Annotated in this window: 19 protein-coding genes; 8 read left to right on the top strand and 11 right to left on the bottom strand. The window is 68.9% G+C overall.

Going from position 1 to position 23,874, the window contains the following annotated elements; translation table 11 throughout:
* Window positions 1–44: 44 nt before the first annotated feature.
* Together ASC66_RS07720 and ASC66_RS07725 are read right to left on the bottom strand one after the other, a co-directional pair.
* Window positions 45–1,025: an aldose 1-epimerase family protein gene (locus ASC66_RS07720; protein ID WP_055837253.1), complete on the bottom strand. Its 981-nt coding sequence runs from the start codon at window positions 1,023–1,025 to the stop codon at window positions 45–47.
* Window positions 1,026–1,034: 9 nt separating this feature from the next.
* The gene (locus ASC66_RS07725) at window positions 1,035–1,895 is read right to left on the bottom strand and encodes a DeoR/GlpR family DNA-binding transcription regulator (protein ID WP_055837255.1); all 861 of its coding nucleotides are present in this window, start codon (window positions 1,893–1,895) and stop codon (window positions 1,035–1,037) included.
* Window positions 1,896–1,981: 86 nt separating this feature from the next.
* On the opposite strand from ASC66_RS07725, the gene galT reads away from it, so the two are divergent.
* Both galT and galK read left to right on the top strand, forming a co-directional pair.
* On the top strand, window positions 1,982–3,211 hold the full coding sequence (gene galT, locus ASC66_RS07730) for a galactose-1-phosphate uridylyltransferase (protein WP_055837258.1): 1,230 nt from the start codon (window positions 1,982–1,984) through the stop codon (window positions 3,209–3,211).
* Window positions 3,208–4,383 (top strand): galactokinase, encoded by a 1,176-nt coding sequence (galK, locus tag ASC66_RS07735; RefSeq protein ID WP_055837260.1) that lies wholly within the window; start codon window positions 3,208–3,210, stop codon window positions 4,381–4,383. The genes galT and galK overlap by 4 nt, the downstream gene beginning before the upstream one ends.
* Before the next feature lie 287 nt (window positions 4,384–4,670).
* Here the strand turns inward: galK and ASC66_RS07740 are convergent, their stop codons facing one another.
* Window positions 4,671–6,521, bottom strand: coding sequence for a phosphoenolpyruvate carboxykinase (GTP) (locus ASC66_RS07740; RefSeq protein WP_055837264.1), 1,851 nt, complete (start codon window positions 6,519–6,521; stop codon window positions 4,671–4,673).
* Between the two features lie 185 nt (window positions 6,522–6,706).
* Here ASC66_RS07740 and ASC66_RS07745 point away from each other — a divergent pair, with 185 nt between their 5' ends.
* From ASC66_RS07745 to ASC66_RS07765, 5 genes are all read left to right on the top strand, one after another.
* Entirely contained in the window at window positions 6,707–8,167 is a 1,461-nt protein-coding gene (locus ASC66_RS07745) for a helix-turn-helix transcriptional regulator (RefSeq protein ID WP_055837267.1), read from the top strand.
* A 76-nt stretch (window positions 8,168–8,243) separates the two neighbouring features.
* The gene (locus ASC66_RS07750) at window positions 8,244–8,594 is read left to right on the top strand and encodes a PadR family transcriptional regulator (protein WP_055837270.1); all 351 of its coding nucleotides are present in this window, start codon (window positions 8,244–8,246) and stop codon (window positions 8,592–8,594) included.
* A gap of 2 nt (window positions 8,595–8,596) precedes the next feature.
* Entirely contained in the window at window positions 8,597–9,595 is a 999-nt protein-coding gene (locus tag ASC66_RS07755) for a hypothetical protein (RefSeq protein ID WP_055837272.1), read from the top strand.
* 42 nt (window positions 9,596–9,637) lie between these two features.
* Complete coding sequence (locus ASC66_RS07760) at window positions 9,638–10,078, top strand: nitroreductase family deazaflavin-dependent oxidoreductase (protein WP_055837275.1); 441 nt, start codon at window positions 9,638–9,640, stop codon at window positions 10,076–10,078.
* A gap of 50 nt (window positions 10,079–10,128) precedes the next feature.
* On the top strand, window positions 10,129–10,869 hold the full coding sequence (locus tag ASC66_RS07765; RefSeq protein ID WP_055837278.1) for a DNA alkylation repair protein: 741 nt from the start codon (window positions 10,129–10,131) through the stop codon (window positions 10,867–10,869).
* 138 nt (window positions 10,870–11,007) lie between these two features.
* Here ASC66_RS07765 and ASC66_RS07770 read toward each other — a convergent pair whose 3' ends face one another.
* From ASC66_RS07770 to ASC66_RS07800, 7 genes are all read right to left on the bottom strand, one after another.
* The gene (locus ASC66_RS07770) at window positions 11,008–11,769 is read right to left on the bottom strand and encodes an SDR family NAD(P)-dependent oxidoreductase (RefSeq protein WP_055837281.1); all 762 of its coding nucleotides are present in this window, start codon (window positions 11,767–11,769) and stop codon (window positions 11,008–11,010) included.
* 1 nt (window position 11,770) lies between these two features.
* Window positions 11,771–12,967, bottom strand: a complete 1,197-nt coding sequence (locus tag ASC66_RS07775) for a thiolase family protein (RefSeq protein WP_055837285.1) — start codon at window positions 12,965–12,967, stop codon at window positions 11,771–11,773.
* Between the two features lie 148 nt (window positions 12,968–13,115).
* A complete protein-coding gene (locus ASC66_RS07780; RefSeq protein WP_055837288.1) occupies window positions 13,116–13,910 on the bottom strand; it encodes a TrmH family RNA methyltransferase in 795 nt (264 codons plus the stop codon).
* Between the two features lie 41 nt (window positions 13,911–13,951).
* Window positions 13,952–15,448, bottom strand: a complete 1,497-nt coding sequence (locus ASC66_RS07785) for an NAD-dependent succinate-semialdehyde dehydrogenase (protein WP_055837289.1) — start codon at window positions 15,446–15,448, stop codon at window positions 13,952–13,954.
* A gap of 178 nt (window positions 15,449–15,626) precedes the next feature.
* On the bottom strand, window positions 15,627–18,836 hold the full coding sequence (locus tag ASC66_RS17810; RefSeq protein ID WP_082492136.1) for a lamin tail domain-containing protein: 3,210 nt from the start codon (window positions 18,834–18,836) through the stop codon (window positions 15,627–15,629).
* Window positions 18,837–18,947: 111 nt separating this feature from the next.
* The gene (locus ASC66_RS07795) at window positions 18,948–19,466 is read right to left on the bottom strand and encodes a hypothetical protein (RefSeq protein ID WP_055837292.1); all 519 of its coding nucleotides are present in this window, start codon (window positions 19,464–19,466) and stop codon (window positions 18,948–18,950) included.
* Window positions 19,467–19,555: 89 nt separating this feature from the next.
* Window positions 19,556–20,869 (bottom strand): MFS transporter, encoded by a 1,314-nt coding sequence (locus tag ASC66_RS07800; protein ID WP_082492137.1) that lies wholly within the window; start codon window positions 20,867–20,869, stop codon window positions 19,556–19,558.
* Window positions 20,870–21,257: 388 nt separating this feature from the next.
* Here ASC66_RS07800 and ASC66_RS07805 point away from each other — a divergent pair, with 388 nt between their 5' ends.
* Window positions 21,258–22,193, top strand: coding sequence for an AraC-like ligand-binding domain-containing protein (locus ASC66_RS07805; RefSeq protein ID WP_055837295.1), 936 nt, complete (start codon window positions 21,258–21,260; stop codon window positions 22,191–22,193).
* Window positions 22,194–22,239: 46 nt separating this feature from the next.
* Here the strand turns inward: ASC66_RS07805 and ASC66_RS07810 are convergent, their stop codons facing one another.
* Entirely contained in the window at window positions 22,240–23,769 is a 1,530-nt protein-coding gene (locus ASC66_RS07810) for an APC family permease (RefSeq protein WP_055837298.1), read from the bottom strand.
* Between the last annotated feature and the right edge of the window lie 105 nt (window positions 23,770–23,874).

Raw genomic sequence — 23,874 nt, forward strand, 5'->3', positions numbered from 1 at the left:
GGCGATCACAACGATCGCGCGCGATCAGGCGCCGAGCGAGCCGATCAGGCGCTCGGGAATCCGGCGAAGCGGATGCCCCAGCGCGTGACCCATTCCTCACCCGGCGCGACGAGCGTGAGCCCGGCGCCGGAGTTGAACGCGTTGGCCGGCCCCGTCATCGGTTCGATCGCGATCGCGGTGACGACGGCATCCGGCGCGACGTCCGGGTCGGTGGCGGCGCCGCGGGCGGGGAACTTCGGCGTGATGTACACCTGCACATAGTCGAAGCTCTCGTCACCCCAGATGCCGACGCTGCGGCCGTCCGGAGCGGTGAGGGTGTGCGCGGTCTCGCCGTCGACGACGTGGGAGTCACCCCATGCGTCGTCGAGGGCGAGATCGCCGACGCGGCGGCTCAGCGGGCTGTCCGCACGCAGGTCGAAGGCGGTGCCGACGACGGCGCTCAACCCGGTCGGGTTCAGGCGCGCGTCGACGTCGATGTGCGTGTCGGCGTTCACGGTGAGCGTCAGCTCCTCGGTCGGAACGCCGCCGATCTGCAGGAACGGGTGGGACGCGATCGTGACCGGGGCGTCACCGGCGGCGACGTTGCGCACCGTGTGGGTCACGGAGAGCCCGTCGGCGACGAGCTCGTAGCGGACCAGGGTGTCGAGGTGGAAGGGATAGCCGAGCTGCGGGAACACCGACGCGGCCAGGGTGATCGCGGAGGCGCTCTGCTCGACGACGCGGTAGGGGGCGTAGCGCAGCAGGCCGTGAATGGCGTTGTTGAGGTCGACTTCGGTGATGGCGAGTTGGTGGCTCACGCCGGCCGCATCGACCCAGACGCCGTCGGGAATCCGGTTTCCCCACGGCATCAGCAGCGAGCCGGCGCAGGAGGGCGGCGAGATCTCGGCGTCGAAGCCCTGCACGAGATCGACTCCGTCGATGCTCAGCTCGCGGATGCCGGCGGCGAGCTCGGTGATGACGGCGCGCAGCGTTCCTGCGGGGGTCTGGAGTGCGAGCTCGAACTGCTCGCCTGTGGGGAAAGTCATGGGATCAGCCTAGGAGTCCTTCGGCACGAGCACGTTCACGCCGGCGGCGGCGAGCGCTGCGCGCAGCTCCGGCGTGATGGCGGCGGGCGCCGCGGCGTCCGTCACCAGGGAATCGACTGCGTCGAGCGGCGCCACCTTGCCGAGGTGCACGCGCCCGAGTTTGGACGAGTCGGCCACGACGACGACACGGGCGGCCGAGGCCGCCATCCGCGTCTTGATCGCCGCCTCGGGCAGGTTGATGTTGCTCACGCCGTGCTCGGCGTCGATGCCGTTGCAGCCGATGAAAGCGATGTCGGCGTGCACCTGGCTGAGCACGAGGTCGGCCAGCGGGTCGACGAGCGAGTGCTGCAGCGGGCGCAGCGCGCCGCCGGTGACGATCACGCTGAAGCGCGGAATCTCGCTCTCCAGCTCGAGGGCGATGCTCAGGCCGTTCGTCACGATCACGAGGTCGACGAGCTCGCGTCTGGCCTTCAGCGCCCGCGCGACGGCGAGGGTCGTGGTTCCGACGTCGAGCAGCACGCTCTGCCCGCTCTGCACGAGCGAGGCGGCGAGCTCACCGATCTGCTGTTTCGGCAGCACGGACTCGGCGAGCGCCACCTCGAAGGCGCGCTCCCGCTGTGCCTGCCCGACGGGCACGGCTCCCCCATGCACCCGCTCGGCCAGATTCGCCTCGACCAGGCTGTCGAGGTCGGTGCGCGCGGTCACCCCGCTCACCCCGAAGCTCTCGGCCAGGTCGGCGACGCGCACGAATCCGCGTTCAGCCAGCATCGCGACGATCTGCTCCCGGCGCTGCCACGCCGGCAGGGCATCGCGGCTCTCCCGGATCGCTCCGCCGTCTGCTGGGATGTCTTGTGGGCTGTCTGCTGGCATGAGCCCATCATGGCGGCTGTCGGGCCGCTTTTCAATATGAAAGTACATTGCTTTCATATTCGTAAATCGGTTACTCTGGCTCTGCCATGACTGACACACATTCGGATGCCGCCTCCCCCGCCTTCGCGCGCGATGAGCGCATTGCGCGCCAGAGCCACCGCCTCGCCGACGGCCGCGAGCTGATCTACTTCGACGATGCCGATACGACGCTGGCCCCTGACCGCGCCCCGGACCTGCGCGAGCTCGCCCCGCGCCCGGCCAACGCCGTCATGCGGCAGGACCCACTGACCGGCGAATGGGTGTCGATCGCCGCCGCCAGGCAGAACCGCGTTGTTCTGCCGCCCGCGCACCTGGACCCCCTGTCGCCGCAGTCACCGGGCAACCCCTCCGAGATCCCGAGCCGCTACGACGTCGCCGTGTTCGAGAACAAGTCGCCGTCGTTCGGGCCGCTGCTCGCGGACTCCGACGACCCGACGATGGACGCCCCGCAGTCGCTGGAGGATCTGGAGTCGGTCGGACTCGGCCGCACCCGCACCTCGGTCGGCCGCTGCGAGGTCGTCTGCTTCAGCCCGGAGCACGAGGGCTCGTTCGGTACCCAGTCGGTCTCGCGCGCCCGCACCGTGATCGAGGCCTGGGCCGAGCGCACCGCCGCCCTCTCGGCGATGCCCGGGATCGCCCAGGTGTTCCCGTTCGAGAACCGGGGCGAGGCCATCGGCGTCACCCTCGGCCACCCGCACGGCCAGATCTACTCCTACCCGTACATCACGCCGCGCACGCAGCGGCTGCTGGAGTCGGTGGAGCGCTACGAGCCCGGCGCCGACGGCACCGGCCTGTTCGGCGACATCCTCGCCTTCGAGCAGGCGGGAGAGCGGGTGCTGCTGCGGGGCGAGCACTGGACCGCGTTCGTTCCCTTCGCCGCCCGCTGGCCCGTCGAGGTGCACATGCTGCCGCACCGCCACGTGCCCGACTTCGCCGCGACGACGCTCGCCGAGCGCGACGAGCTGGCCGTGCTCTACCTCCGGCTGCTGCGCGGCATCGACGCGCTCTACGAGACGCCGACGCCCTATATCGCCGCCTGGCACCAGGCGCCGGTCGAGCGCGGTCGCGACGACATCCGCCTGATGCTCCAGCTCACCAGCCCGCGCCGCGCGGCCGACAAGCTCAAATTCTTGGCCGGTTCCGAGGCTGCCATGGGAGCCTGGATCGGCGACGTGGCGCCAGAGGTCGCCGCCGCCAACATCCGCGAGGCGATCGCCAGAGCGGATGCCGCAACTCCAGTCATCCCCGCAGCCAGCACCGAAGGATCCCCAGCATGACCGCATCGCGCCCCACCGTCACCGCCGACACGATCCGCGCCGAGTTCGCTGCCCGCTTCGGCCACGAGCCGCGCGGGCTCTGGTCGGCGCCCGGCCGCGTCAACTTGATCGGTGAGCACACCGACTATAACGACGGCTACGTCTTCCCCTTCGCGATCAACCGCCGCACGCTCATCGGGCTGACCCTGCGCGACGACAACGTGCTGCGGGTCGCCTCGGCACACGCCCCCGAGGCCGTGCAGATCAGCCTCGACGAGCTCTCTCCGGAGAACCTTGCCGGCTGGTCCGCCTACCCGCTCGGCGTCGCCTGGGCGCTCGGCCAGTTCGGTGCCCGCCTCGGCTCGCTGCCGGGAGCCGACATCTACATCGACTCCGAGGTGCCGATCGGCGCTGGACTCTCCTCCTCCGCCGCGATCGAGTGCGCGGTCGCCGTCGCCCTGAACGATGTCTGGCACCTGGACCTTGACCGCCGCACCCTCGCGAAGGTCGGCCAGCTCGCCGAGAACCGCGCGGTCGGTGCGCCCACCGGCATCATGGACCAGTCCGCCTCGCTGCTCGGCGAGGCCGACGCCGGCGTGTTCCTCGACTGCCGCACCCTCGACGCCGACGTGATCCCGCTCGGCTTCGACGCCGCCGGTCTCGAGCTCCTCATCATCGACACCACGGTCAGCCACTCGCACGCGACCGGCGGCTATGCCGCGCGTCGCGCGTCCTGCGAGGCGGGATCGGCCGCGATGGGTGTTCCCGCCCTGCGCGACCTGCACGAGCGCGACCTCCCGAGGGCCGCGGAGCTGCTCGACGCCGAGACCTTCCGCCGCGTTCGCCACGTCGTCACCGAGAACCAGCGGGTACTGGACACCGTGCGCACCCTGCGCGAGCACGGCCCGCGCGCCATCGGCGCCCTGCTGGATGCCTCACACGTGTCGATGCGCGACGACTTCGAGATCAGCTGCGCCGAGCTCGACCTCGCCGTCGAGACGGCCAAGGCCGCCGGCGCCATCGGTGCACGCATGACCGGCGGCGGCTTCGGCGGTGCCGCGATCGCGCTGGTTCCGCACGAGCTGGTCGCACCGATCTCGGCCGCCGTCGAGCAGGCGTTCGCGGATGCCGGCTACGCCGCGCCGACGCTCTTCACCGTGCGTGCGGCGGCAGGCGCCACCCGCGAGCTGTAGCCGCGGCTCCGCTCAGGGCTTCGCGCGCACTTCCACGCTGGCTCGAGGGAGCAGCCGAGGAACGAGGCCGCACCCGAAGCCGAGTGCCCGCACGGACTCCAGCCTGTGCGCCTCGGTTTCGATACGGCCGTGGACGGCCTACTCAACCAGCGGGGCACTGCGCAGAAATGACGCCGGTGCGTGACTCAGGAGGCGAGTCACGCACCGGCGTGTTTTTCACAGACGCACGCGAGCAGTAGGAGTACAAAGCCATCCCCCGCCTGCGCTGTGAAGCTGTGGGGCCTGGTCTAATCCTTCAGGTGGTAGCGGAGGCTCGCCAGCTCGGCGAGCAGCGCGGCGGGCACCCGGCCATTGAACTGGTCGAAGTACTCCTCGGTGAGGTCGCACTCCGCACGCCACGAGGCCTTGTCGACTGCGAACAGCTGCTGGGTGGCACCCGGGGCCAGCTCGAGGCCGTCGAGGTTGAGTTCACCCTCGGCCGGAACGACGCCCACCGCGGTGTTCTCACCCGCGACGGTGCCCTCGATGCGAGCGACGATCCACTCGAGCACGCGCGCGTTCTCGCCGAAGCCCGGCCAGAGGAAGCTGCCGTCTGCGCCCTTGCGGAACCAGTTGACCTGGAAGATCTGCGGCGCCTTGGTGCCGAGCGTGCGCCCCATCTTCACCCAGTGCGCCCAGTAGTCGGCCATGTTGTAGCCGCAGAACGGGAGCATCGCGAACGGGTCGCGGCGCAGCTCGCCGACGGTGCCCTCAGCGGCGGCCGTCTTCTCGGAGCTGATCGTCGCACCCATGAAGACGCCGTGCTTCCAGCTGCGGGCCTGGGCGACGAGCGGCACGTTCGTTGCACGCCGGCCGCCGAAGAGGATCGCATCGATCGGCACGCCGTCGGTGCTCTCCCAGTCGTCGGCGATCGACGGGCACTGCGCGGCGGAGACCGTGAAGCGCGAGTTCGGGTGCGCGGCCGGGCGACCGGAATCCGGCGTCCAGTCCTTGCCCTGCCAGTCGATCAGGTGTGCGGGCGGGGTGTCGGTCAGACCCTCCCACCAGACATCGCCGTCGTCGCGGAGCGCGACGTTGGTGAAGATGGTGTTGCCCCACAGAGTGTCGACGGCGGTCTGGTTCGTGCTCTTTCCCGTGCCGGGGGCGACACCGAAGAAGCCGGCCTCCGGGTTGATCGCCCAGAGCCGCCCGTCGCTGCCCGGGCGCAGCCAGGCGATGTCGTCACCGATGGTCTCGACCTTCCAGCCGGGGATCGTCGGGCGCAGCATGGCCAGGTTCGTCTTGCCACAGGCCGAGGGGAAGGCGGCAGCCACGTGGTAGCTCTTGCCCTCCGGCGAGGTGATCTTGATCAGCAGCATGTGCTCGGCGAGCCAGCCCTCGTCCCGCGCCATCACCGAGGCGATGCGCAGCGCGAAGCACTTCTTGGCCAGCAGGGCGTTTCCGCCGTAGCCGGAGCCGTACGACCACACCTCGCGGCTGTCGGGGAACTGCACGATGTACTTGGTGTCGTTGCACGGCCAGTCGAGGTCATCGCGCGGGAAGCCATCGGCATCCACCAGCTCGTAACCGACCGAGTGCACCGTGCGCACCCAGGCGTCGCCGTCTTCGATCATGCGGTAGACGCGGTCGCCCATGCGGGTCATGATGCCCATGTTCAACACGACGTACGGTGAGTCGGTGATCTCGACGCCGAGCTGCGAGATGGGGCCGCCGAGCGGGCCCATCGAGAACGGCACGACGTACATCGTGCGGCCGCGCATGCTGCCGGTGAAGACCTCGCGCAGCTCCGCGCGCATCTGCTTGGGGTCGCGCCAGTTGTTGGTCGGCCCCGCATCCTCTTCGTAGGTCGAGCAGATGAAGGTGCGGTCCTCGACGCGGGCGACGTCCTTCGGGTCGGTGCGCGCAAGGTAGCTGTTGGGGCGCCATTCCGGGTTCAGCCGGATGAGCTTGCCCTCGGTGACGAGCAGTTTGGTGAGGTGGTCTGCCTCGGCGATCGAGCCGTCGCACCAGACGATGTCGGCCGGCTGCGTGATCGCGGCAATCTCCTTGACCCAGGCGCGCAGCGCGGGGTCGGTCGTTCCCTGGTTGGCCGGGCGTGCCGAGGAGCCCGTTCCCACTGAGACCTCTGAGATTGTCATGTCTCTTGCCTTTCCGCTCTTCATCGTGCAGTTCGTGTGTACGGCGGCGATTCGCCCAGAATCCGGATGCCGATGGCGACCGTTCTGCGTGAATCCCGACCTTCCATTCCAGAATGCGCCTGTTTTCGGCCCATAACCACGAAAAGTGGTCTTAAGAATCCCGATTCTTTCCGTATTCTTAAGGCATGAAGCAACGCAGCTCCGATCTTGAAACGCTCGGCCACCGCATCCGGCACTTCCGCGGCCAGCGTGGCCTCACCCTGGACCAGCTCGGCGAGCGACTCGGACTGGCCGGAAGCCAGCTCTCGCTGATCGAGAACGGCAAGCGTGAGGCCCGCGTCGGCACGCTGCAGGCGATCGCCGGTGCGCTCGACATCGAGCTCGGCGCCCTGCTCTCCGGCGAGGCCCCCAACGAGCGGGCCGCGCTGGAGATCGAGCTCGGCCGGGCGCAGAAGAGCCCGCTCTACGCTGCGCTCGGGCTGCCCCAGGTGAAGCCGACGCGGGGCATGAACACCGAGGCGTTGGCGGCGATGGTCGGACTCCACCGGGAACTCGCCCGCCGGGCATCCGAGGCCATCGCCACCCCGGAGGAGGCGCGCCGGGCCAACACGGAGCTGCGCGAGCGCATGCGGGAACGCGACAACTACATGCCCGAGATCGAGGCGTTGGCCGAGGAACGGGTACGTGCATCCGGTCACACCTCCGGAGCCCTGACACACCGCGAGGTGAGCGTGATGGCTGAGCAGCTCGGCTTCACGCTGATCTACGTGAACGACCTGCCGAGCTCGACCCGTTCGCTCACCGACCTCGCCAACGGCCGCATCTACCTGCCGCCGGCCTCGATCCCCGGCGGTCATGGCCTGCGCTCGATGGCACTGCAGGCGATGGCGCACCGGCTGCTCGGCCACCAGCGTCCGGCCAGCTACGCCGAATTCCTCTGGCAGCGGCTCGAGATCAACTACTACGCGGCATGCTGCCTGATGCCGCGCGAGGTGTCCGTGGCGTTCCTGCAGACGGCCAAGAAGGAGAAGCGGCTCGCGATCGAGGACTTCCGCGACGCATTCGGCGTCACGCACGAGGCCGCGGCGCTCCGCTTCACAAACCTCGCAACGGTCCACCTCGACATGAAGCTGCACTTCCTGCGCGTGAGCGGCGACGGCGCGCTGCAGAAGGGCTACGAGAACGACGACCTGCCACTGCCGACCGATGTGACCGGGTCGATCGAGGGGCAGTTCGTGTGCAAGCAGTGGAGCGCGCGCAACGCCTTCACCCACACCAACCGCACGACCGAGTTCTACCAGTACACCGACACACCAGCCGGCACCTTCTGGTGCGCGACGCAGACAGGGAGTTCACAATCGGGCACCGGGCGCTCCGGCGAGTTCTCGATCAGCGTCGGCGTGCCGTTCGCCGAGGCGAAGTGGTTCCGCGGCCGCGAGACGTCGAACCGGGTCGAGTCGCGCTGCCCAGATGAGTCGTGCTGCCGGCGCCCACCGGCCGAGCTCGCCGCCCGCTGGAGCGGTCAGGCCTGGCCGAGCGCGCGCCTGCACGCCCACGTGCTCTCGCCGCTGCCCTCCGGCACCTTCCCCGGTGTCGATGACGCCGAGGTGTTCGAATTCCTGGAGAGCCACCAACGCGAAGCGTGACGCCCGGCGGCGCCACGACGTCCGCTCGAGCATGTGCCTCTTGTAATAGTGTGTGACTCACACTATGGTGTGAAACATGAGCATGGATGAGACAACGCAGCTACACGTGCAGGAGTTGCGCCGCGGCACCGTCGTGTTGGCCTGCCTGGTGCGCCTGACCACGCCGGAGTATGGCTATGCCCTGCTCGAGACGCTCAGCGAGCTCGGCTTCTCCGTTGACGCCGGCACGCTCTATCCGCTGCTCAGGCGGCTCGAGAAGCAGGGCCTCCTCAGCAGCGCATGGAACACCGATGAGGCCCGGCCCCGCAAGTTCTACACCACGAGCGCGCTCGGCCACGAGCTCGCCGCCACACTGACCACGGAGTGGCACGCGATCGACGAGTCACTGCGCGCGCTGAAGACGCGTGCACCCAGGGAAGGAAATTGACCATGAGCACCCTCACCGACCGGTACGTCTGGGCGGCCGTGCGCAGCATCCCCGAGAAGCAACGCGGGGAGCTCGAGCCGGAACTGCGCGGCCTCATCGCCGACACCGCAGACGCCCAGCGCGAGAAGGGCGTCGCGGACCCCGACATCGAGCGTGCGACGCTGCTCGAGCTCGGCGACCCGGAGCGCCTGGCCGCCGGCTACACCGAGCGCACCCTGCAGCTGATCGGCCCGCGTTATTACCTCGACTGGCTACGCCTGCTCAAGCTGCTCCTCGCCATCGTCGTGCCGATCGCCGCGCTCGGGGCCGCGCTCGGCCGCCTCATCGCCGGTGGCGACGTCGGCGACGTGATCGCCGCACTGTTCGTCACCGCCATCGGCGTCGGCGTGCACCTCTGCTTCTGGGTGACGCTCGTGTTCGCGCTGGTCGAGCGCGACTACTCCCAGCGCAGCAAGACCGGACGAGACAGCCCGCTTCTCGCATGGACGCCGGACACACTGCCCCAACTCCCCGCACCCGCCGCCCGCCGCCAGTCTCTCGCCGAACTGATCGTGAGCCTCGTCTTCCTCGCCGTGTTCGCCGGCTGGTTCTTCTGGCAGCAGTTCAACTCCTTCCTCACGGATGCCGACGGCACCCCGATCCCCGTGCTCGAGCCCGCGCTCTGGAACGGCTGGATGTACTGGTTCCTCGGCCTCATCGCACTCGAGATGGTGTTCGCGGTGATGGTGTACCAGCGTGGACGGATGACGCTGGGCCTCGCCAGCATCAAACTGCTGCTCAACGTCGCCTTCACCGTGCCGGCGGTCTGGCTGCTGCTGACCGAGCAACTGATCAACCCCGCGTTCCTCGACGCGATTCCCGGGACGGGCGCCGACTTCGAGGTGGCGATGACGTACACCGTCCCGGTGATCGCATTCATCGTGATCGGCGTGGCCGTGTGGGACGTCGTCGACGGCTTCATCAAGGCCTGGCGCTCCCGGCACGTCACCGACGCGGCGTGAGGCTGGGGAATAGCAGCCGGCATCCGCCGCGTTGCACCAGTCATGCCATTACAGGGACAGTATGCGCCGAGCACCTCGGAGTGGGCGCGCAAGCAGGCCGAGCAGTTCGAAGAGTCGGGCGGGAGTGAGGCTGCGCTCCTGCGCAACAAGCCCATCATCGTGCTGACGACCAAGGGCGCCAAGAGCGGCGCGCTGCGCAAGACCGCGCTGATGCGGGTGGAGCACGACGGCCGCTACGCCGTGGTCGCGTCCAAGGGCGGGGCGCCGGACAACCCGGCGTGGTACTTCAACATCGTCGCCGAACCGCTGGTTGAGCTGCAGGACGGCGATGCGAAGCGCGATTACCGAGCGCGCGAGGCCGAGGGTGTCGAGCGTGAGGAGTGGTGGGCACGCGCCGTTGAGGCGTGGCCGGACTACGCGAACTACCAGCTCAAGACCGAGCGGATCATTCCCCTCTTCGTGCTGGAACCGGTGCAGGGCTAGGCCAGCATCACCGCTGGCGCCCGCGCGGCGCCAGCGGAAGAATGCATGGCATGGGTGATGGGCGCGAGGACGTGCCGCCGCTGACCGCGTCGGCCTTCGTCGCCGCGCTCTGGCACGAGCAATCGGATGCGGAACTCGCAAAGTACGCGAGGTACTTCCCCGTCGATGTCGACGGACGCGTGGACGGCGACCGCTTCATCGGGGTGCGCATGGGTACCGTGTTCTCGCTCGCCGGCGAGTTCGCCGCGCTCCCCCTCGACCAGATCGAGGCACTGCTCGACGACGACATCCACGAGGCGAGGGCCGGTGCGCTCCGCATCATGGCGAACCGGGCCAAGGCGAAGTCGGCCGACGAGTCGACGCGCCGACAGCTCTACGAGCTCTACCTGCGTCGCCACGACCGCATCAACAACTGGGATCTCGTCGACCTCGGGGCCTGGGATGTCGTCGGCGGGTGGCTCCGCGATCACCCGCGCGACGTGCTCTATCGCCTCGCCGAGTCGCAATCGCTCTGGGAGCGCCGGACGGCGATGCTTGCGACGCTGGCCTTCGTGCGCCGCGGAGAGCTCGACGATGCCTACGCGATCGCGGAGCGGTTGCTCGGCGATCCGGAGGATCTGGTGCGCAAGCCGATCGGCGCTGTACTGCGCGCGGCGGGCGATCACGACGAACCTCGACTGCTCGCATTCCTCGGGCGCCACGGCCCGTCGATGGCGCGGGTGACGCTGCGGTTCGCGATCGAGCACGTCGACGAGGCAACGCGGAGGAGCATCCTCGCCGCCACGGCGTAGGCTCATCCGGCGAACGAATTCATTAATCGAACGCCGCGCACTAGAATAGTCCCGCGCATCGGAAAAGATGGGGTTCCGCGGGGGCGGATACGGTGCGAAGCGACGGTCGCGGTGGGGCCGCGGCCGTCGCCCCAGTCGTCAGCGCGGTTGCATCCGGATAGCCCCGTCCAGGCGGATCGTCTCACCGTTCAGCATCGGGTTCTCGACGATGTGGCACACGAGCGCCGCGTACTCACTCGGATCGCCGAGGCGCGATGGGTGCGGCACCTGGGCGCCGAGAGAGTCGCGCACCTCCTGCGGCAGAGCGCGCAGCATCGGGGTGTCGAAGGTGCCCGGTGCGATCGTCATCACTCGGATCAGGCTCTGCGCGAATTCGCGCGCCAACGGCAGGGTCATCGCGGCCACGGCACCCTTCGACGCGGCGTAGGCGGCCTGCCCGATCTGGCCGTCAAAAGCAGCGACCGACGCCGTGTTGACGATGACGCCTCGCTCCTCCCCCAGCGGCATCGTCGCCTGCATTGCGGCCCCGGCCAGACGGACGACGTTGAAGGTTCCGAGCAGGTTCACCCGGACGACGTGCTCGAACGCCTCGAGCGGCAGCGGACCCTCACGTCCGATGGTGCGTGCGCCGGGCGCGATGCCCGCGCAATTCACGACGATGCGGAGTGGGCCGAATGCGGATGCCGCGTCCACCGCTGCCTGCACATCGGCGGCACTCGTGACGTCTCCGGCGACGAAGCGCGCCCGCCCGCCGAGCGCCTGGACGATCTCCTCGCCGGGTGCACCGGGCAGATCGAGCAGCACGACGGCCGCGCCGGCATCGTGCAGGGCGGTGACGGTGGCGAGGCCGAGACCCGATGCGCCTCCCGTGACGAGTGCTGCGGAACTGTGAATCAGCATGTCAGAGCCTTTCGATGATGGTCGCGTTGGCCATGCCGCCGCCCTCGCACATGGTCTGCAGGCCGTACCGCCCGCCGGAACTCTCGAGTTCGTTCAGCAGGGTGCCGAGCAGGCGGGTACCGGAGGATCCGAGTGCGTGCCCGAGTGCGATCGCGCCGCCGCGCGGGTTGAGCCTGGCCATGTCGGCACCGAGCTCGCGCTGCCAGACGAGCGGCACGCAGGCGAAGGCCTCGTTCACCTCGTAGGCGTCGATGTCGTCGATGCCGAGTCGTGCGCGGTCGAGGATGCGCCGCGTCGCCGGGATCACGCCGGTGAGCATGAGCAGTGGATCGCTTCCGGTGACCGCGAAACTGTGGAATCGGGCGCGGGGGGTGAGCCCGAGCGCCGCCGCCTTCTCCGCGCTCATGATGAGCGCGGCCGAAGCGCCGTCTGTCAACGGCGAGGAGTTGCCCGCCGTGATGCGCCAGTCGAGATCGGGGAAGCGCTCCGCGAGCTTCTCGCTGTGGAACGCGGGCTTCAGCCCGGCGAGCGAATCGAGGGTCGTGCCGGCGCGGATCGTCTCGTCGGCTGTGACGATCATGCCATCGGAGGCCGTCACCGCCACGATCTCGCGGGCAAAGTCGCCGCGCGCGGCGGCCGCCGCGGCGAGCGCGTGGGAGCGGGCGGCGAACGCGTCGAGCTCGTCGCGGCCGATGTCCCAACGCGCGTTGATGAGCTCGGCGGAGACGCCCTGGTTCACCAGCCCCTCCGGGTAGCGCTCATGCATGAGGGAACCGAACGGGTCCTGGCGCGCGTCGGCCGCACCGAGTGACGAGCCGAGCGGGACCCGACTCATCGACTCGACGCCGCAGGCAATGACGATGTCGTAGGCGCCGGCGATGACGCCCTGGGCCGCGAAGCTCGCGGCCTGCTGGCTGGAGCCGCACTGCCGGTCGACGGTGGCGCCGGGAACGGAGTCGGGAAAACCGGCGCTGAGCAGCGCGGTGCGCGTGATGTTGTTGGCCTGTTCGCCCACCTGGCTGACGCAACCGCCGATCACGTCGTCGACGAGGGCGGGGTCCAGATCGTTGCGGGCGAGCAGCTCACCGAGCACACCGGCCAGGAGGTCGGCCGGATGCACGCCGGAGAGCGCGCCACCCGCCTTCCCGCGGCCCGACGGCGTGCGGACAACGTCGATGATGACAGCATCGTTGCTCATGCACCCAGCCTATGCCCGCGGGGTTTCGACAAGCTCAACCAACGGGGTGGACTCAACCAACGGGGTGGGCTCAACCAACGGGGTGGGCTCAACCAACGGGGTGGGCTCAACCAGCGGGGTGCGGTACCGCTGATTGAGCCTGTCGAAATCAGCCGAGCGCCCACATCGCGACGGCGCTGGCGGCCGCGACGTTGAGCGAGTCGATGCCGTGCTTCATCGGGATCTGCACGACCGTGTCCGCCGCTGCGATCGCGGCGTCGGTGAGCCCGGTGCCCTCCGCGCCGAGCACCAGAGCCAGCCGCTCGTGCGTCGCGCCGTCGAAGTCACGCAGGCTCACGGCATCCGGAGTCAGGGCCAGAGCCGCAACGTGGAAGCCGTGGGCATCCATCATGGCGCGGGTCGATGCCCAGTCGCCGGTGCGCGTCCAGGGCACCTGCAGCACGGTGCCCATCGAGACCCGGATGGCTCGGCGGTAGAACGGGTCGGTGCAGCTGGGCGTGACGAGCACGGCATCCGCCCCGATCGAGCCCGCCGAGCGGAAGATCGCGCCGAGGTTGGTCGGGTCGGCCACGTTTTCGACGATCACGATACGGCGGGCATCGGCGATCAGCGCGGCCGGGTCCGGCAGCGGCGGGCGGTTCATCGCTGCGATGAGGCCACGGTGCAGCACGTAACCGGTGAGCTCGGCGAGCAGCTCATCCGCGCCGGAGAAGATGGGCACGTCGTCGCCGACGAGCGCCTGCGCCTCCGCCGCCGTTCCGCCGAGTGCCAGCACGGAACGCGGAGTGTGCCCGGCTCGCAGCGCACGCTCCAACACGAGGGCCGACTCGGCCAGGTAGATGCCGTGCTCGGTCGACTGCGCCTTCCGCAGCGCAACGTCGGTCTGGTGCGAGTAGTCGCGCAGCCGCGGATCGCTCAACTCGGTGATCAGGGTGACAGGCACCCGTCGATCCTATTCCGGCCGGACAGGAGCCCCGCGCCCTGTCAGGAATTCGGGATCAGCGTGTACTTGGTGCTGAGGTACTCGTGGATGCCCTCGAGCCCGCCCTCACGCCCGACGCCGGACTGCTTGACGCCGCCGAACGGTGCCGCGGCGTTGGAGACGACGCCCACGTTCAGCCCCATCATGCCCGTCTGCAGCTTCTCGATCATGCGGTGGCCGCGCGCCAGATCCTGGGTGAACACGTAGCTGACGAGACCGTACTCGGTGTTATTGGCGAGCGCGACGGCCTCCTCCTCCGTGCGGAAGGTGGTGATCGCGAGCACCGGCCCGAAGATCTCCTCACGCAGGATGTCGCTGCCCGGCTGCACCCCGGTCAACACCGTCGGCTCGTAGAAGCTGCCTGCGCCGTCGATGGCGGCGCCGCCGGTTGCGATCGCGGCACCGCGGTTGACGGCATCCGCCACCAGTTCGCTCGCCTTGGCGACGGCATCGTCGTTGATGAGCGGGCCGATGGTGACGCCCTCCTCCGTGCCGCGGCCGATGGCGTAGCCGGAGACGCGCTCGGTGATGCGTCTGGCGAACTCGTCGGCGAGCGACTCGTGCACGATGAAGCGGTTGGCCGCGGTGCAGGCCTGGCCGATGTTGCGGAATTTCGCGATGAGCGCGCCGTCGACGGCCTTGTCGAGGTCGGCGTCCTCGAAGATGACGAAGGGGGCGTTGCCGCCGAGCTCCATCGATACCCGCAGCACTCCGGCCGCCGACTGCTGGATCAGCTTCTGGCCGACCGCGGTGGATCCGGTGAAGGAGAGCTTGCGGAGGCGCGGGTCGGCGATGATCGGCCCGGACACCGCCGAGGAGGTGGAGGTCGTGATGACGTTCACGACGCCGGCCGGCAGCCCGGCCTCCTCCAGCAGTTGCGCGAAGGCCAGCGTGGTGAGCGGGGTGAGTTCGGCCGGCTTGATCACGACGGTGCATCCCGCGGCGAGCGCCGGGGCGATCTTGCGGGTGGCCATGGCCAGCGGGAAGTTCCACGGCGTGATCAGGAAGCTCGGCCCGACGGGGTGCTGGGAGACGATCATGCGCCCGGTTCCCTCGGGATTTGACCCGTAACGGCCGCTGATGCGCACGGCCTCCTCGCTGAACCAGCGCAGGAACTCTCCCCCGTATGCAACTTCGCCGAGGGCCTCGGCCAGCGGCTTGCCCATCTCGAGCGTCATCAGCAGTGCGAAATCGTTCTTGCGCTCCTGCAGCAGCTCGAACGCACGGCGCAGGATCTCGCCGCGGACACGCGGGGCCGTCGCCGCCCACGATTCCTGGGCCGCGGCAGCGGCGTCGATCGCCGCCGCACCATCGGCGACGGAGGCATCGGCGATGGTCTTGATGACCTCGCCGGTGGCCGGGTCGTGCACCTGGATGCTGCGACCCGATGTCGAGTCCACCCACGCTCCGCCGATGAAGAGCTGGTTCGGGATGCCGGCGAGCAGCTCGGCTTCGAGCGCCGTGCCCACCGTGTTCTCGCTCGTGCTGGTCGTTGCCATGGTGGGCTCCTTCGCTGTCGCTGACTCTTCGACCCTAATCACCGGCGCCCCGTTCTGGGAAGCCGCCAGCGGCATCGTGCCGGTGCGGGCAACGCCGGTGCGCGGCCGGTCAAGTCGCACACAGCCAGCGTGGTGCTCGGGCTCCGCGCAGTCGCGCAGAGCCCGAGCACCACGGCGTCTATCGCGTGCGCGGGCGACGAGCGGCCAGGAGCAGCCCGCCCCCGAGCAGCACGAGCACGGCGAGGCCCAGGGCTCCGCCCGCGTTGACTCCGGTGCTCGCCAACGCGCCGTCCTGCGTGGGCGCGGTCGAGCCCCCGGCCGCCGCCACCGTCACCTCGTCCCAGCCGATGATCGTTCCCCCGTCATCGGTCAGCGCGAGTCGGTGGTCCCCGGCGGGAACCGAAGCGGGCAGCGAGACCCGGATGGCGCCGCCGGCCGAGACCGTCACCGTGCCGAGCGCCGTCGGCTCGGAGAACAGCCACCCGTTCAGCGAGCGCGGCTGGCCGGACTCCGGCAGCATCGCCGTGAATGTCGATCCGGCGACAACGATCCCCGGCACGGTCAGGCCGCCGCGATTCTGCTCCGTCAGGTCGTCGGACGACGGTGTTCCCGGCTCACCGGGGCCGACGGGCGGGACGGTCGGCGTCACCGGCGGGACAGTCGGCGTCACCGGCGGCTCCGTCGGGTTCACCGGCGGGACAGTCGGCGTGACCGGCGGTTCCGTCGGCTTCACGGGTGGGGTCGTCGGCTTCACGGGCGGTTCCGTCGGCTTCACGGGCGGCACCGTCGGGCCGACCGGTGTGACGCACTCGAGGCTGCCGGCGCGGATGGCGTGTCCGCCCGTGTTCGAGTCGTCGGCCCAGAACACGGGCTTCGCGCCGTCGACACAGGAGGCGTTCGGGGCGATCGCGAAGCCCTCGTTGTTGATGTTCGGCATCCCAACGGGGCGTTCGAACACGGTCGTCACCGCGAAGCGCCCGGCTGCTGCACCCGTCTCGGCGATCTCGAGCACGGCGCTTCGGCCGTCGCATCCGTCATCGCAGACGGCCCAGAGTGCGCCGCGTTCCGTCTCGAACTCAAGGTCCATGACACCGGGGAAGCCGCTGTCGATGGTCGCGATGCGGTCGAAGCCGCCCGTGAGCTGGTTGAGGGCGTAGGCATAGAGCGTGCCCCCGGCCTCGACACCGACGAAGAAGAGCCCGTTGCCGTGCCCGGCATAGTCGGACGGGTCGTAGGGCGCGCCGAGGTTCTCGTCGATGAACCCTCCGGCGACGAGCGCGCTGTCCGGAATCCAGACGATGGCCTCCAGCCCGGCGTTCGCGCCGACCGTGGGCAGATCCGCTGTGAGGTTCCACTCGCGGCTCGCCGTCAGCTCGGTGGCTGCGGCATCCGAGACGTCGTAGCGAAGCACGGAGAGCCGGCTGATGCCGCTCTGCGCGTTGTCGCGTTCGCTGGCAATGAACACGCCACCGTCCGCGCCGTCCGCCGTCAGTGTGACGCCCTCTGCGTCGACGTCGCCCGTGCCGTCCGGGTAATGCAGCGGCTTGCCGGCGCCCCATCCCTCTGCGGTGTCCGGCAAGACGGACGTGCCATCAGGAAGGAGGCGGTACAGCGTGCCCTCTCCGTTCTTGGCCGCCCACAGCACGTCGCCGCCTGCGACCACCTCGTAGGCCAGGCCACTCATGTTGCCGCCGAGCGTGCCAGCCGTGTCGGCCTCCGAGATCTCGGAGGAGCCTGGCCAAGCCTCGGTGACGAGATCACCGGCGCACAGGTTGACCATGCCCTTGCTCACCTCACGCGTTTCGGCGAATGCGCCCGATCCGTCCGCGCACCAGCCATAGCTCGTGGTCGCGTGGGCGCTCCAACCATAGGAGTCGAGCAGCGTGCCCTCTGCGTCAAAGAGGCGCGCGGAGTCGGCCTTGCCCAGGCCGAATCCGTTGTCGCCGTCGACCTCGGCCACGACGTAGCCGCCCGGTGCGATCGTGGTGCCGGCCGGGATGACAAAGACGTGGGTGTCATCGCTGTCGGAGAGCGTGAAGCCCGACACGTCGACACCCTGCGCCCCGACGTTGATGATCTCGATCCAGTCACCCGGCACACCGTCGTTCGACTCGATCTCGTTGATGCGCACCGGGGCGCTGCAGTCGTTCGCCGCACCCTTCGTTGTCGACGTCGTGGTCACGAACTCGGTTCCGCACAAGCCATAGCTGGTCGTCGCATGGCCGCTCCAGCTGCGTGCGTCGACGACGGTGAAACCGTCGGCGAGGAAGAGCCGTACCCGGTCGTCGCTTCCGAGGCCGAAGCCGAGCTGGGCCTCCTCGATGACGAGGTAGCCACCCGCAGCGATGACGGAACCGGCGGGGAGCACCGAGATGTGGCTGTCGTCGCTGTCGGAGACGATGAATCCGGAGAGGTCGACATCCGTTGCCCCGGTGTTGAGCAGCTCGACCCAGTCGCCGGGTGTTCCGCCGCTCGACTCGACCTCGTTGATCAGGATCGCCGGCGTGGCCAGCGCGACGCAGTCGTTGGCCGCGCCCTTGCTGGGGCTGGCGGATGTCGCGAATGCTCCGATTCCGTCCGGGCAGCGAGCCAGGCTGGTGTCGGCGTGCGACGTCCAGTCGGCGGAATCGATGAGGGTCGAACCGTCAGCGCTGAAGAGCCGTGCCGAGTCGGCGGCGCCCAGGCCGAAGTCGATCACGGGCGGCTCGATCACGTAGAAACCGCCGGCCGGGATGCTGGTTCCCGCTGGGACGGCGCTGACCCGGGCGTCGTCGTTGTCCTTGACGACGAGCCCGGAGATGTCGACGGGCGCTCGTCCGATGTTGATCAGCTCGATCCAGTCCTCGACGTCGCCGTTCGATTCGACCTCGTTGATGCGCACCGCCTCGGCAGGGTTGAGCGCGCAGAGATTGGCCGCCCCCTTCGTCAGTCCAGCGGTTTCGCGGAACTCTCCGATGCCGTCAGCGCAGCGGCCATAGCTCGTCGGCGTGTGATCGGCCCACGCGTACGAGTCAACGAGCGTGGATCCGTCGGCGGCGAAGACGCGAACGGTGTCGGCACGGCCGAGACCGAAGCCGGCATCGCCGTGCTCGTCGGCGTCGACGTCGATCGTCAGGAATCCGCCGGCCGCGATGGTCGTTCCCGGGGCGAATGCCAGGGTGCGCTCGTCCTTGTCGTCCTTGACCAGCCAGCCGGAGACGTCCACCGCCTCTGAGCCGGTGTTGATCAGCTCTACCCAGTCGGTGACGTCGCTGTTCTGGGCGACCTCGTTGATCTTGATCGGGGAGGACTCTGCCGCCGTGGCGGCGGTGGCAACGCCCGCCAGTGGTACGGCCAGTGCCAGGCAGGTGATGAGAGCCGTGATCGGCCGTCGCCGGTGTGTGCGCATGGTGCCCTTTCGAGGCTGCCCCGATGGGGCGTCGAGTAGCGGCCGTCGTCGGCCAACGCACAGTCTGGGAGGGGCGGGCGAACCGTCGGTGAACGGCCCGTGAACGTCCGCTCAGCCGAGGACGGTCGGAGTTGTCATCCCGAGCGCCATCAGCAGCATGCCGATGCTCATCGCAGGCTCGTGCAGCTCGGCGAAGCGGATACCTCCCCGCGGCCGATTGCGGCCGTGCCTGCGCACGGCGATGACGGTGAGCCCGGCGGCGAGCGGCACCGTCAGCACCCCGAGTGCGACCCCGAACGGCGCGCCGCCTCCGTGGAGGTGCCCGCTCGGTCCGGCGACCGCCCCGGCGGTGGGCGCCGTTGCTGCCATCGCCAGCCACATGAGGCTCATCACCAGGAAAGCGGCGGCCGTCATGGCGGCATCGGCCCTGCGACGTCTGTCGAGCAGGGCGAGCAGGGCCATGAGGATGAGCAGGGCGGCCCAGCCGATCGGCGGCACGACGGCCGTGGGGGCGAGCATGTCAACGGTCGACGCGCCCATCAGCGCCGCTCCCCCGACGGTGAACCATGCGCGCGGCCGCCGCACGGCGCATGTGCGGGCCACGCCGAGGGGGTTCGAGAGCGCGAGCATGCCTCAACGCTAGATCGGGCGGGGTGGGGCGAGTTGTCTGCACCGGCACGGACCCTGCGCGCCAGCGCAGAGTCCGTGTCGGCAGGGCTCTACTTGATGCCGTAGATCTGGCCGACCGACTGCTCGGCCTCGTGGTCAGGGCCCAGCGGGATGCCGGTGCGGTCACGCAGCAGCAGGGTCGCACCGAAGGCGATGACGATCATGCCGGCGATGTAGAACGCAACAGACGTCGCCGATCCGGTGGTCTGCACCAGCCAGGTGCTGATCAGCGGGGCGAAGGCACCGCCGAGGATCGCGCCGATCGCGTAGGTGATCGAGACACCGGAATAGCGGATCGACGCCGGGAACAGCTCGGTGAAGTACGCGGCCTGCTGGCCGTAGGTGAGACCGTTGCCGATCGTGAACAGGGCGAGACCGATGAAGACGAGCCAGACGTTGCCGGTGTTCACCAGCGGGAAGAGTAGGAACACGGTGCAGAGGAAGACGCTCCATCCGATGATGTAGGTGTTCCGTCGCCCGATCTTGTCCGAGATGTTGCCGGCGATCCAGGTGAAGAGCAGCCAGACGAGCGCGGAGCCGGAGACGGCGAGCAGCACCGGTGTGCGCTCCATGCCGACGAGTCCGCCATCCTCCACCGGGGTGGTGGCGTAGTTCTGCAGGTACCCGCCGGTGGTCATGTAGCCGGCCGCGTTGTTGCCGGCGAAGGTGAGCGCGGCGAGGATGACGAGCAGCCAGTGCTTGCGGAACAGCGTCAGGATCGGAGTCTTGCTCTGCTGCTTGCGCTCGGCGATCTGGGTGAAGACCGGGCTCTCTTCGACGGTGCGACGCACGACGAGGCCGACGATGATCAGCACGAAGCTGAGCAGGAACGGGATGCGCCAACCCCACTCGAGGAATGCGTCGCCGGGCGAGACGACGCCGGTCATCAGCGCGAGGGTGCCGGAGGCGAGCAGGAGGCCGATCGGAACACCGATCTGCGGGAATGCTCCCATGCGACCGCGCTTGTCATCCGGCGCGTGCTCGACGGCCATCAACACGGCGCCACCCCACTCACCACCGGTGGAGAGGCCCTGCAGGATGCGTAGGAGCAGCAGCAACACCGGAGCGAGGACACCGATCTGCTCATAGGTCGGCAGCACCCCGATCAGCATCGTGGCGGAGCCCATCAGGATCAGCGTGAGCACGAGCATCGCCTTGCGGCCGATCTTGTCACCGAAGTGCCCGGCGAGGAACGCGCCGAATGGGCGGAACAGGAAGCTGATGCCGACGGAGGCGAAGGAGAGCAGGATCGCGAACTGCGGTCCGGCCGGTGCGAAGAAGAGCTGGGCGAAGACGAGCCCGGCCGCACTGGCGTAGAGGAAGAAGTCGTACCACTCGATCGTCGTTCCGATAACCGTGGCCATGGCGACGCGGCGGAGCTCTCGCTGACTCGTCGCCGGTCGTTCACTTGTTGCTATCACGTCAAGACTCCCTCGTCTTTGTCAATGGCGGTTGTGTCCGCGGCGCAGAAGCACCATGCGCGAATTCATGCACCCCGAACGGGGCAGACCAACAGGCTCACGGTATCATATACAATTTCGGATACACGATCTGACATCGGTGCCTCGTCCCATGCTGTGCTGATAAGATCCGTGTCACGGTTCGTCCACAGTGCTGTTACGAAGCCCGAGAGATCACATAGGTGGTGCCCCGTTGTCGAGTGCTTTCCCCTCCACATCCGCCGCTGCTCCCGCCCTGGATGGCGCGCGCTTCGCGGCCGGCGCCCACCGGCCGCCACAATCGAACTCCCGCGTGACCACGGCGCTCGCCCGTGACTTCAGCGAGTTCCGCACCGCCGTCTCAGAGTCGTTCGTACCTCTGCACGTCACGAGCGACAGGCCGGATCCGTTCCGCGGTCGGATCCGTTCGACGGATGTCGACGACATCCACGTCAGCGAGGTCAGCGCCGGCCAACACGTCGTCGAGCGCACTCCCGAGCTCATCGCCCGCGGTGACCGGCCGTACTTCAAGCTCAGTCTGCAGCTCGCCGGCACCGGCCTGCTGATCCAGGACAACCGCGAGGCCGTTCTGCAGCCGGGCGACGTGGCCGTCTACGACACGAACCGCCCATACTCGCTGGTGTTCGACGACGAGTTCCGCACCATGGTCGTGATGTTCCCGAAGAATCTGATCGATCTGCCGGCGGAGGCCGTCGGGCAGCTGACCGCTGTGCGCATGTCCGGCAGTGAGGGCGTCGGCCGCATGATTGTGCCGTTCCTCTCGCAGCTCGTCGGCAATCTCGAGCAGCTGGAAGGAGCGACGGGTACCCGTCTCGTGCACAGCGCGCTCGACCTGGTCTCGACGATGTTCTCCAGTGAGCTCGATCTGGAGCGCGGAACGGCCACCCCGCATCAGGCGCTCATGCAGCGGGTGCGCACGTACATCGATGCCAACCTCGCGTCGACCGAGCTCGGGCCGACGCGCATCGCGGCGGCCCACTACATCTCGACGCGCCACCTGCACGGGCTGTTCCAGGCGGAGGGAACAACGGTCTCGACGTGGATCCGCACCCGGAGGCTGGAGCGCTGCCGCCGCGACCTGGTGAACCCCGCCTTCGCCGACCGGCCCGTCGCCGCAATCGCGTCGCGGTGGGGCTTCGTGGATGCCGCCCACTTCAGCCGCGTCTTCAAAGCGGCATACGGGCTCGCCCCCCGCGAGCTTCGCGCGCGGGCGGCATCCGGCACCTGAAGCACCACCCGCCGACCGCGCGCAGCCGCACGGCGTGGAGCCGGCGCTAGACGCCCTCCGCCTCGCCCAGCTGGGCGCTCGTCGCGTCGGCTCCGTGACCGATGCGTGCGTAGACCTCGGGCTTCCTGCGCCGGATGCTGTACGCCCAGATCACGCCGATGACCCCGGGAAGGATAGCGATCGCCGGCAGCACGAACGTCGTCGCCGTCGACTCGCTTTGGCCGAGCAGCACGTCGAAGTTACTGATGATGGTCACGAAGATCACGGCGAGCGCCACCGCGGAGACGAGTGGGGCGATCAGGCGACTGCCGACGCCGACACCGCGGGAATCCTTGCGGAAGTATCCGATCACCGCGATGGAGACGACCGCCATCAGCAGGACGAGGCCGAGCGCACCGGTGTTGGTGAGCCAGGTGAACAGCGTGATCACCGGGTAGGGGCCGGATGCCGGATCCCACCCGGCCTCGGCGACGGCGAAGATCAGCACAACGACCGCGGCCACCACGGTCTGGGTGAGGGAGCCCGCCCACGGCGCGCCGCTGGAGGCGCGGACAGACGCCAGTTTGGCCGGCAGGACGCCTTCACGCGCCAAGGAGAAGAGGTAGCGGGCGACGGCGTTGTGGAAGCTGACGAGCGCGGCGAAGATGCTCGTGATGAACAACACCGACATGATGTCGACCCAGATCGTGCCCATGTTCTGTGCCACGAAGCCGAAGAACAGCGGCGGCCCCGCCTCCTCGGCCGTGATGCCGCCGGGGTCGACGATCTTCTCGACACCGATGCCGAGCGCGAGTGCCCAGGAGGAGAGCGCGTAGAACACGCCGATCACGGCGACTGCGAGGAACGTGGCGCGCGGGATGGTGCGGCGCGGGTCCTTGGACTCCTCGCCATAGATGGCGGCCTGCTCGAATCCCATGAAGGCGGCGATGCCGAAGGCGAACACGGCACCGACGCCGGGAACGAACAGCGACGCCGGGCTCAGCGGCTCGGTCGAGAATCCGGAGGCCGGATTGGCGAACGCGACGACATCGAAGACGATCACGACGAGGAATTCGAGGGCGACGAGCACTCCGAGCACCTTGGCGGAGAGATCGACCCGGTTCACCCCCATGACGCCGACGATCGCGATGCCGACGAGCACGCCGACCCACCACGGCATGTCGAGGCCCGTCTTCTCGGCGACGAGCATCGACACCTGGAAACCGAACATCCCCCAGATGCCGATCTGCATCATGTTGTAGGCGACCAACGCGACGAGCGAGGCGCCGACGCCGGCCGGTCGGCCGATGCCCTGCGCCACATAGGCGTAGAACGCGCCGGCGTTGTTGATGAAGCGGCTCATCGCGGCGTAACCGATGGCGAAGATGGCGAGCGCCGCGGCGAGCAGCAGGAAGGAGACGGGGACGCCGGCCACATGGGTCACCGAGAAGGTGGACGTCACGCCGCCGGCGATGACCGTGAGCGGTGCGGACGCGGCGATGATGAGGAAGGCGACGGCCGGAACGCCGAGCTTGCGACGTTCGGATGCCGCGCCGGCCCGGGTGGCGGCGACGGTTGGCGAGGGTGAGCTGCTCACGGAATCTCCTTTGATTCGAGCGGGGCCGTGACAGGTCTCGCTCAGTGTGGGTATGCACCGAGTGTGCTCCGCCGCCGCCCTGCGCGCTGTGATGTGCGCGCACAG

The organism is Leifsonia sp. Root4, assembly GCF_001425085.1.
Taxonomy (GTDB): domain Bacteria; phylum Actinomycetota; class Actinomycetes; order Actinomycetales; family Microbacteriaceae; genus Microterricola.

Bases quoted from the DNA above. Each gene is read 5' to 3' on its own strand.
- ASC66_RS07720 (WP_055837253.1), bottom strand. From the start codon at position 1,025: ATGACTTTCCCCACAGGCGAGCAGTTCGAGCTCGCACTCCAGACCCCC.
- ASC66_RS07725 (WP_055837255.1), bottom strand. From the start codon at position 1,895: ATGCCAGCAGACAGCCCACAAGACATCCCAGCAGACGGCGGAGCGATC.
- galT (WP_055837258.1), top strand. From the start codon at position 1,982: ATGACTGACACACATTCGGATGCCGCCTCCCCCGCCTTCGCGCGCGAT.
- galK (WP_055837260.1), top strand. From the start codon at position 3,208: ATGACCGCATCGCGCCCCACCGTCACCGCCGACACGATCCGCGCCGAG.
- ASC66_RS07740 (WP_055837264.1), bottom strand. From the start codon at position 6,521: ATGACAATCTCAGAGGTCTCAGTGGGAACGGGCTCCTCGGCACGCCCG.
- ASC66_RS07745 (WP_055837267.1), top strand. From the start codon at position 6,707: ATGAAGCAACGCAGCTCCGATCTTGAAACGCTCGGCCACCGCATCCGG.
- ASC66_RS07750 (WP_055837270.1), top strand. From the start codon at position 8,244: ATGAGCATGGATGAGACAACGCAGCTACACGTGCAGGAGTTGCGCCGC.
- ASC66_RS07755 (WP_055837272.1), top strand. From the start codon at position 8,597: ATGAGCACCCTCACCGACCGGTACGTCTGGGCGGCCGTGCGCAGCATC.
- ASC66_RS07760 (WP_055837275.1), top strand. From the start codon at position 9,638: ATGCCATTACAGGGACAGTATGCGCCGAGCACCTCGGAGTGGGCGCGC.
- ASC66_RS07765 (WP_055837278.1), top strand. From the start codon at position 10,129: ATGGGTGATGGGCGCGAGGACGTGCCGCCGCTGACCGCGTCGGCCTTC.
- ASC66_RS07770 (WP_055837281.1), bottom strand. From the start codon at position 11,769: ATGCTGATTCACAGTTCCGCAGCACTCGTCACGGGAGGCGCATCGGGT.
- ASC66_RS07775 (WP_055837285.1), bottom strand. From the start codon at position 12,967: ATGAGCAACGATGCTGTCATCATCGACGTTGTCCGCACGCCGTCGGGC.
- ASC66_RS07785 (WP_055837289.1), bottom strand. From the start codon at position 15,448: ATGGCAACGACCAGCACGAGCGAGAACACGGTGGGCACGGCGCTCGAA.
- ASC66_RS17810 (WP_082492136.1), bottom strand. From the start codon at position 18,836: ATGCGCACACACCGGCGACGGCCGATCACGGCTCTCATCACCTGCCTG.
- ASC66_RS07795 (WP_055837292.1), bottom strand. From the start codon at position 19,466: ATGCTCGCGCTCTCGAACCCCCTCGGCGTGGCCCGCACATGCGCCGTG.
- ASC66_RS07800 (WP_082492137.1), bottom strand. From the start codon at position 20,869: ATGGCCACGGTTATCGGAACGACGATCGAGTGGTACGACTTCTTCCTC.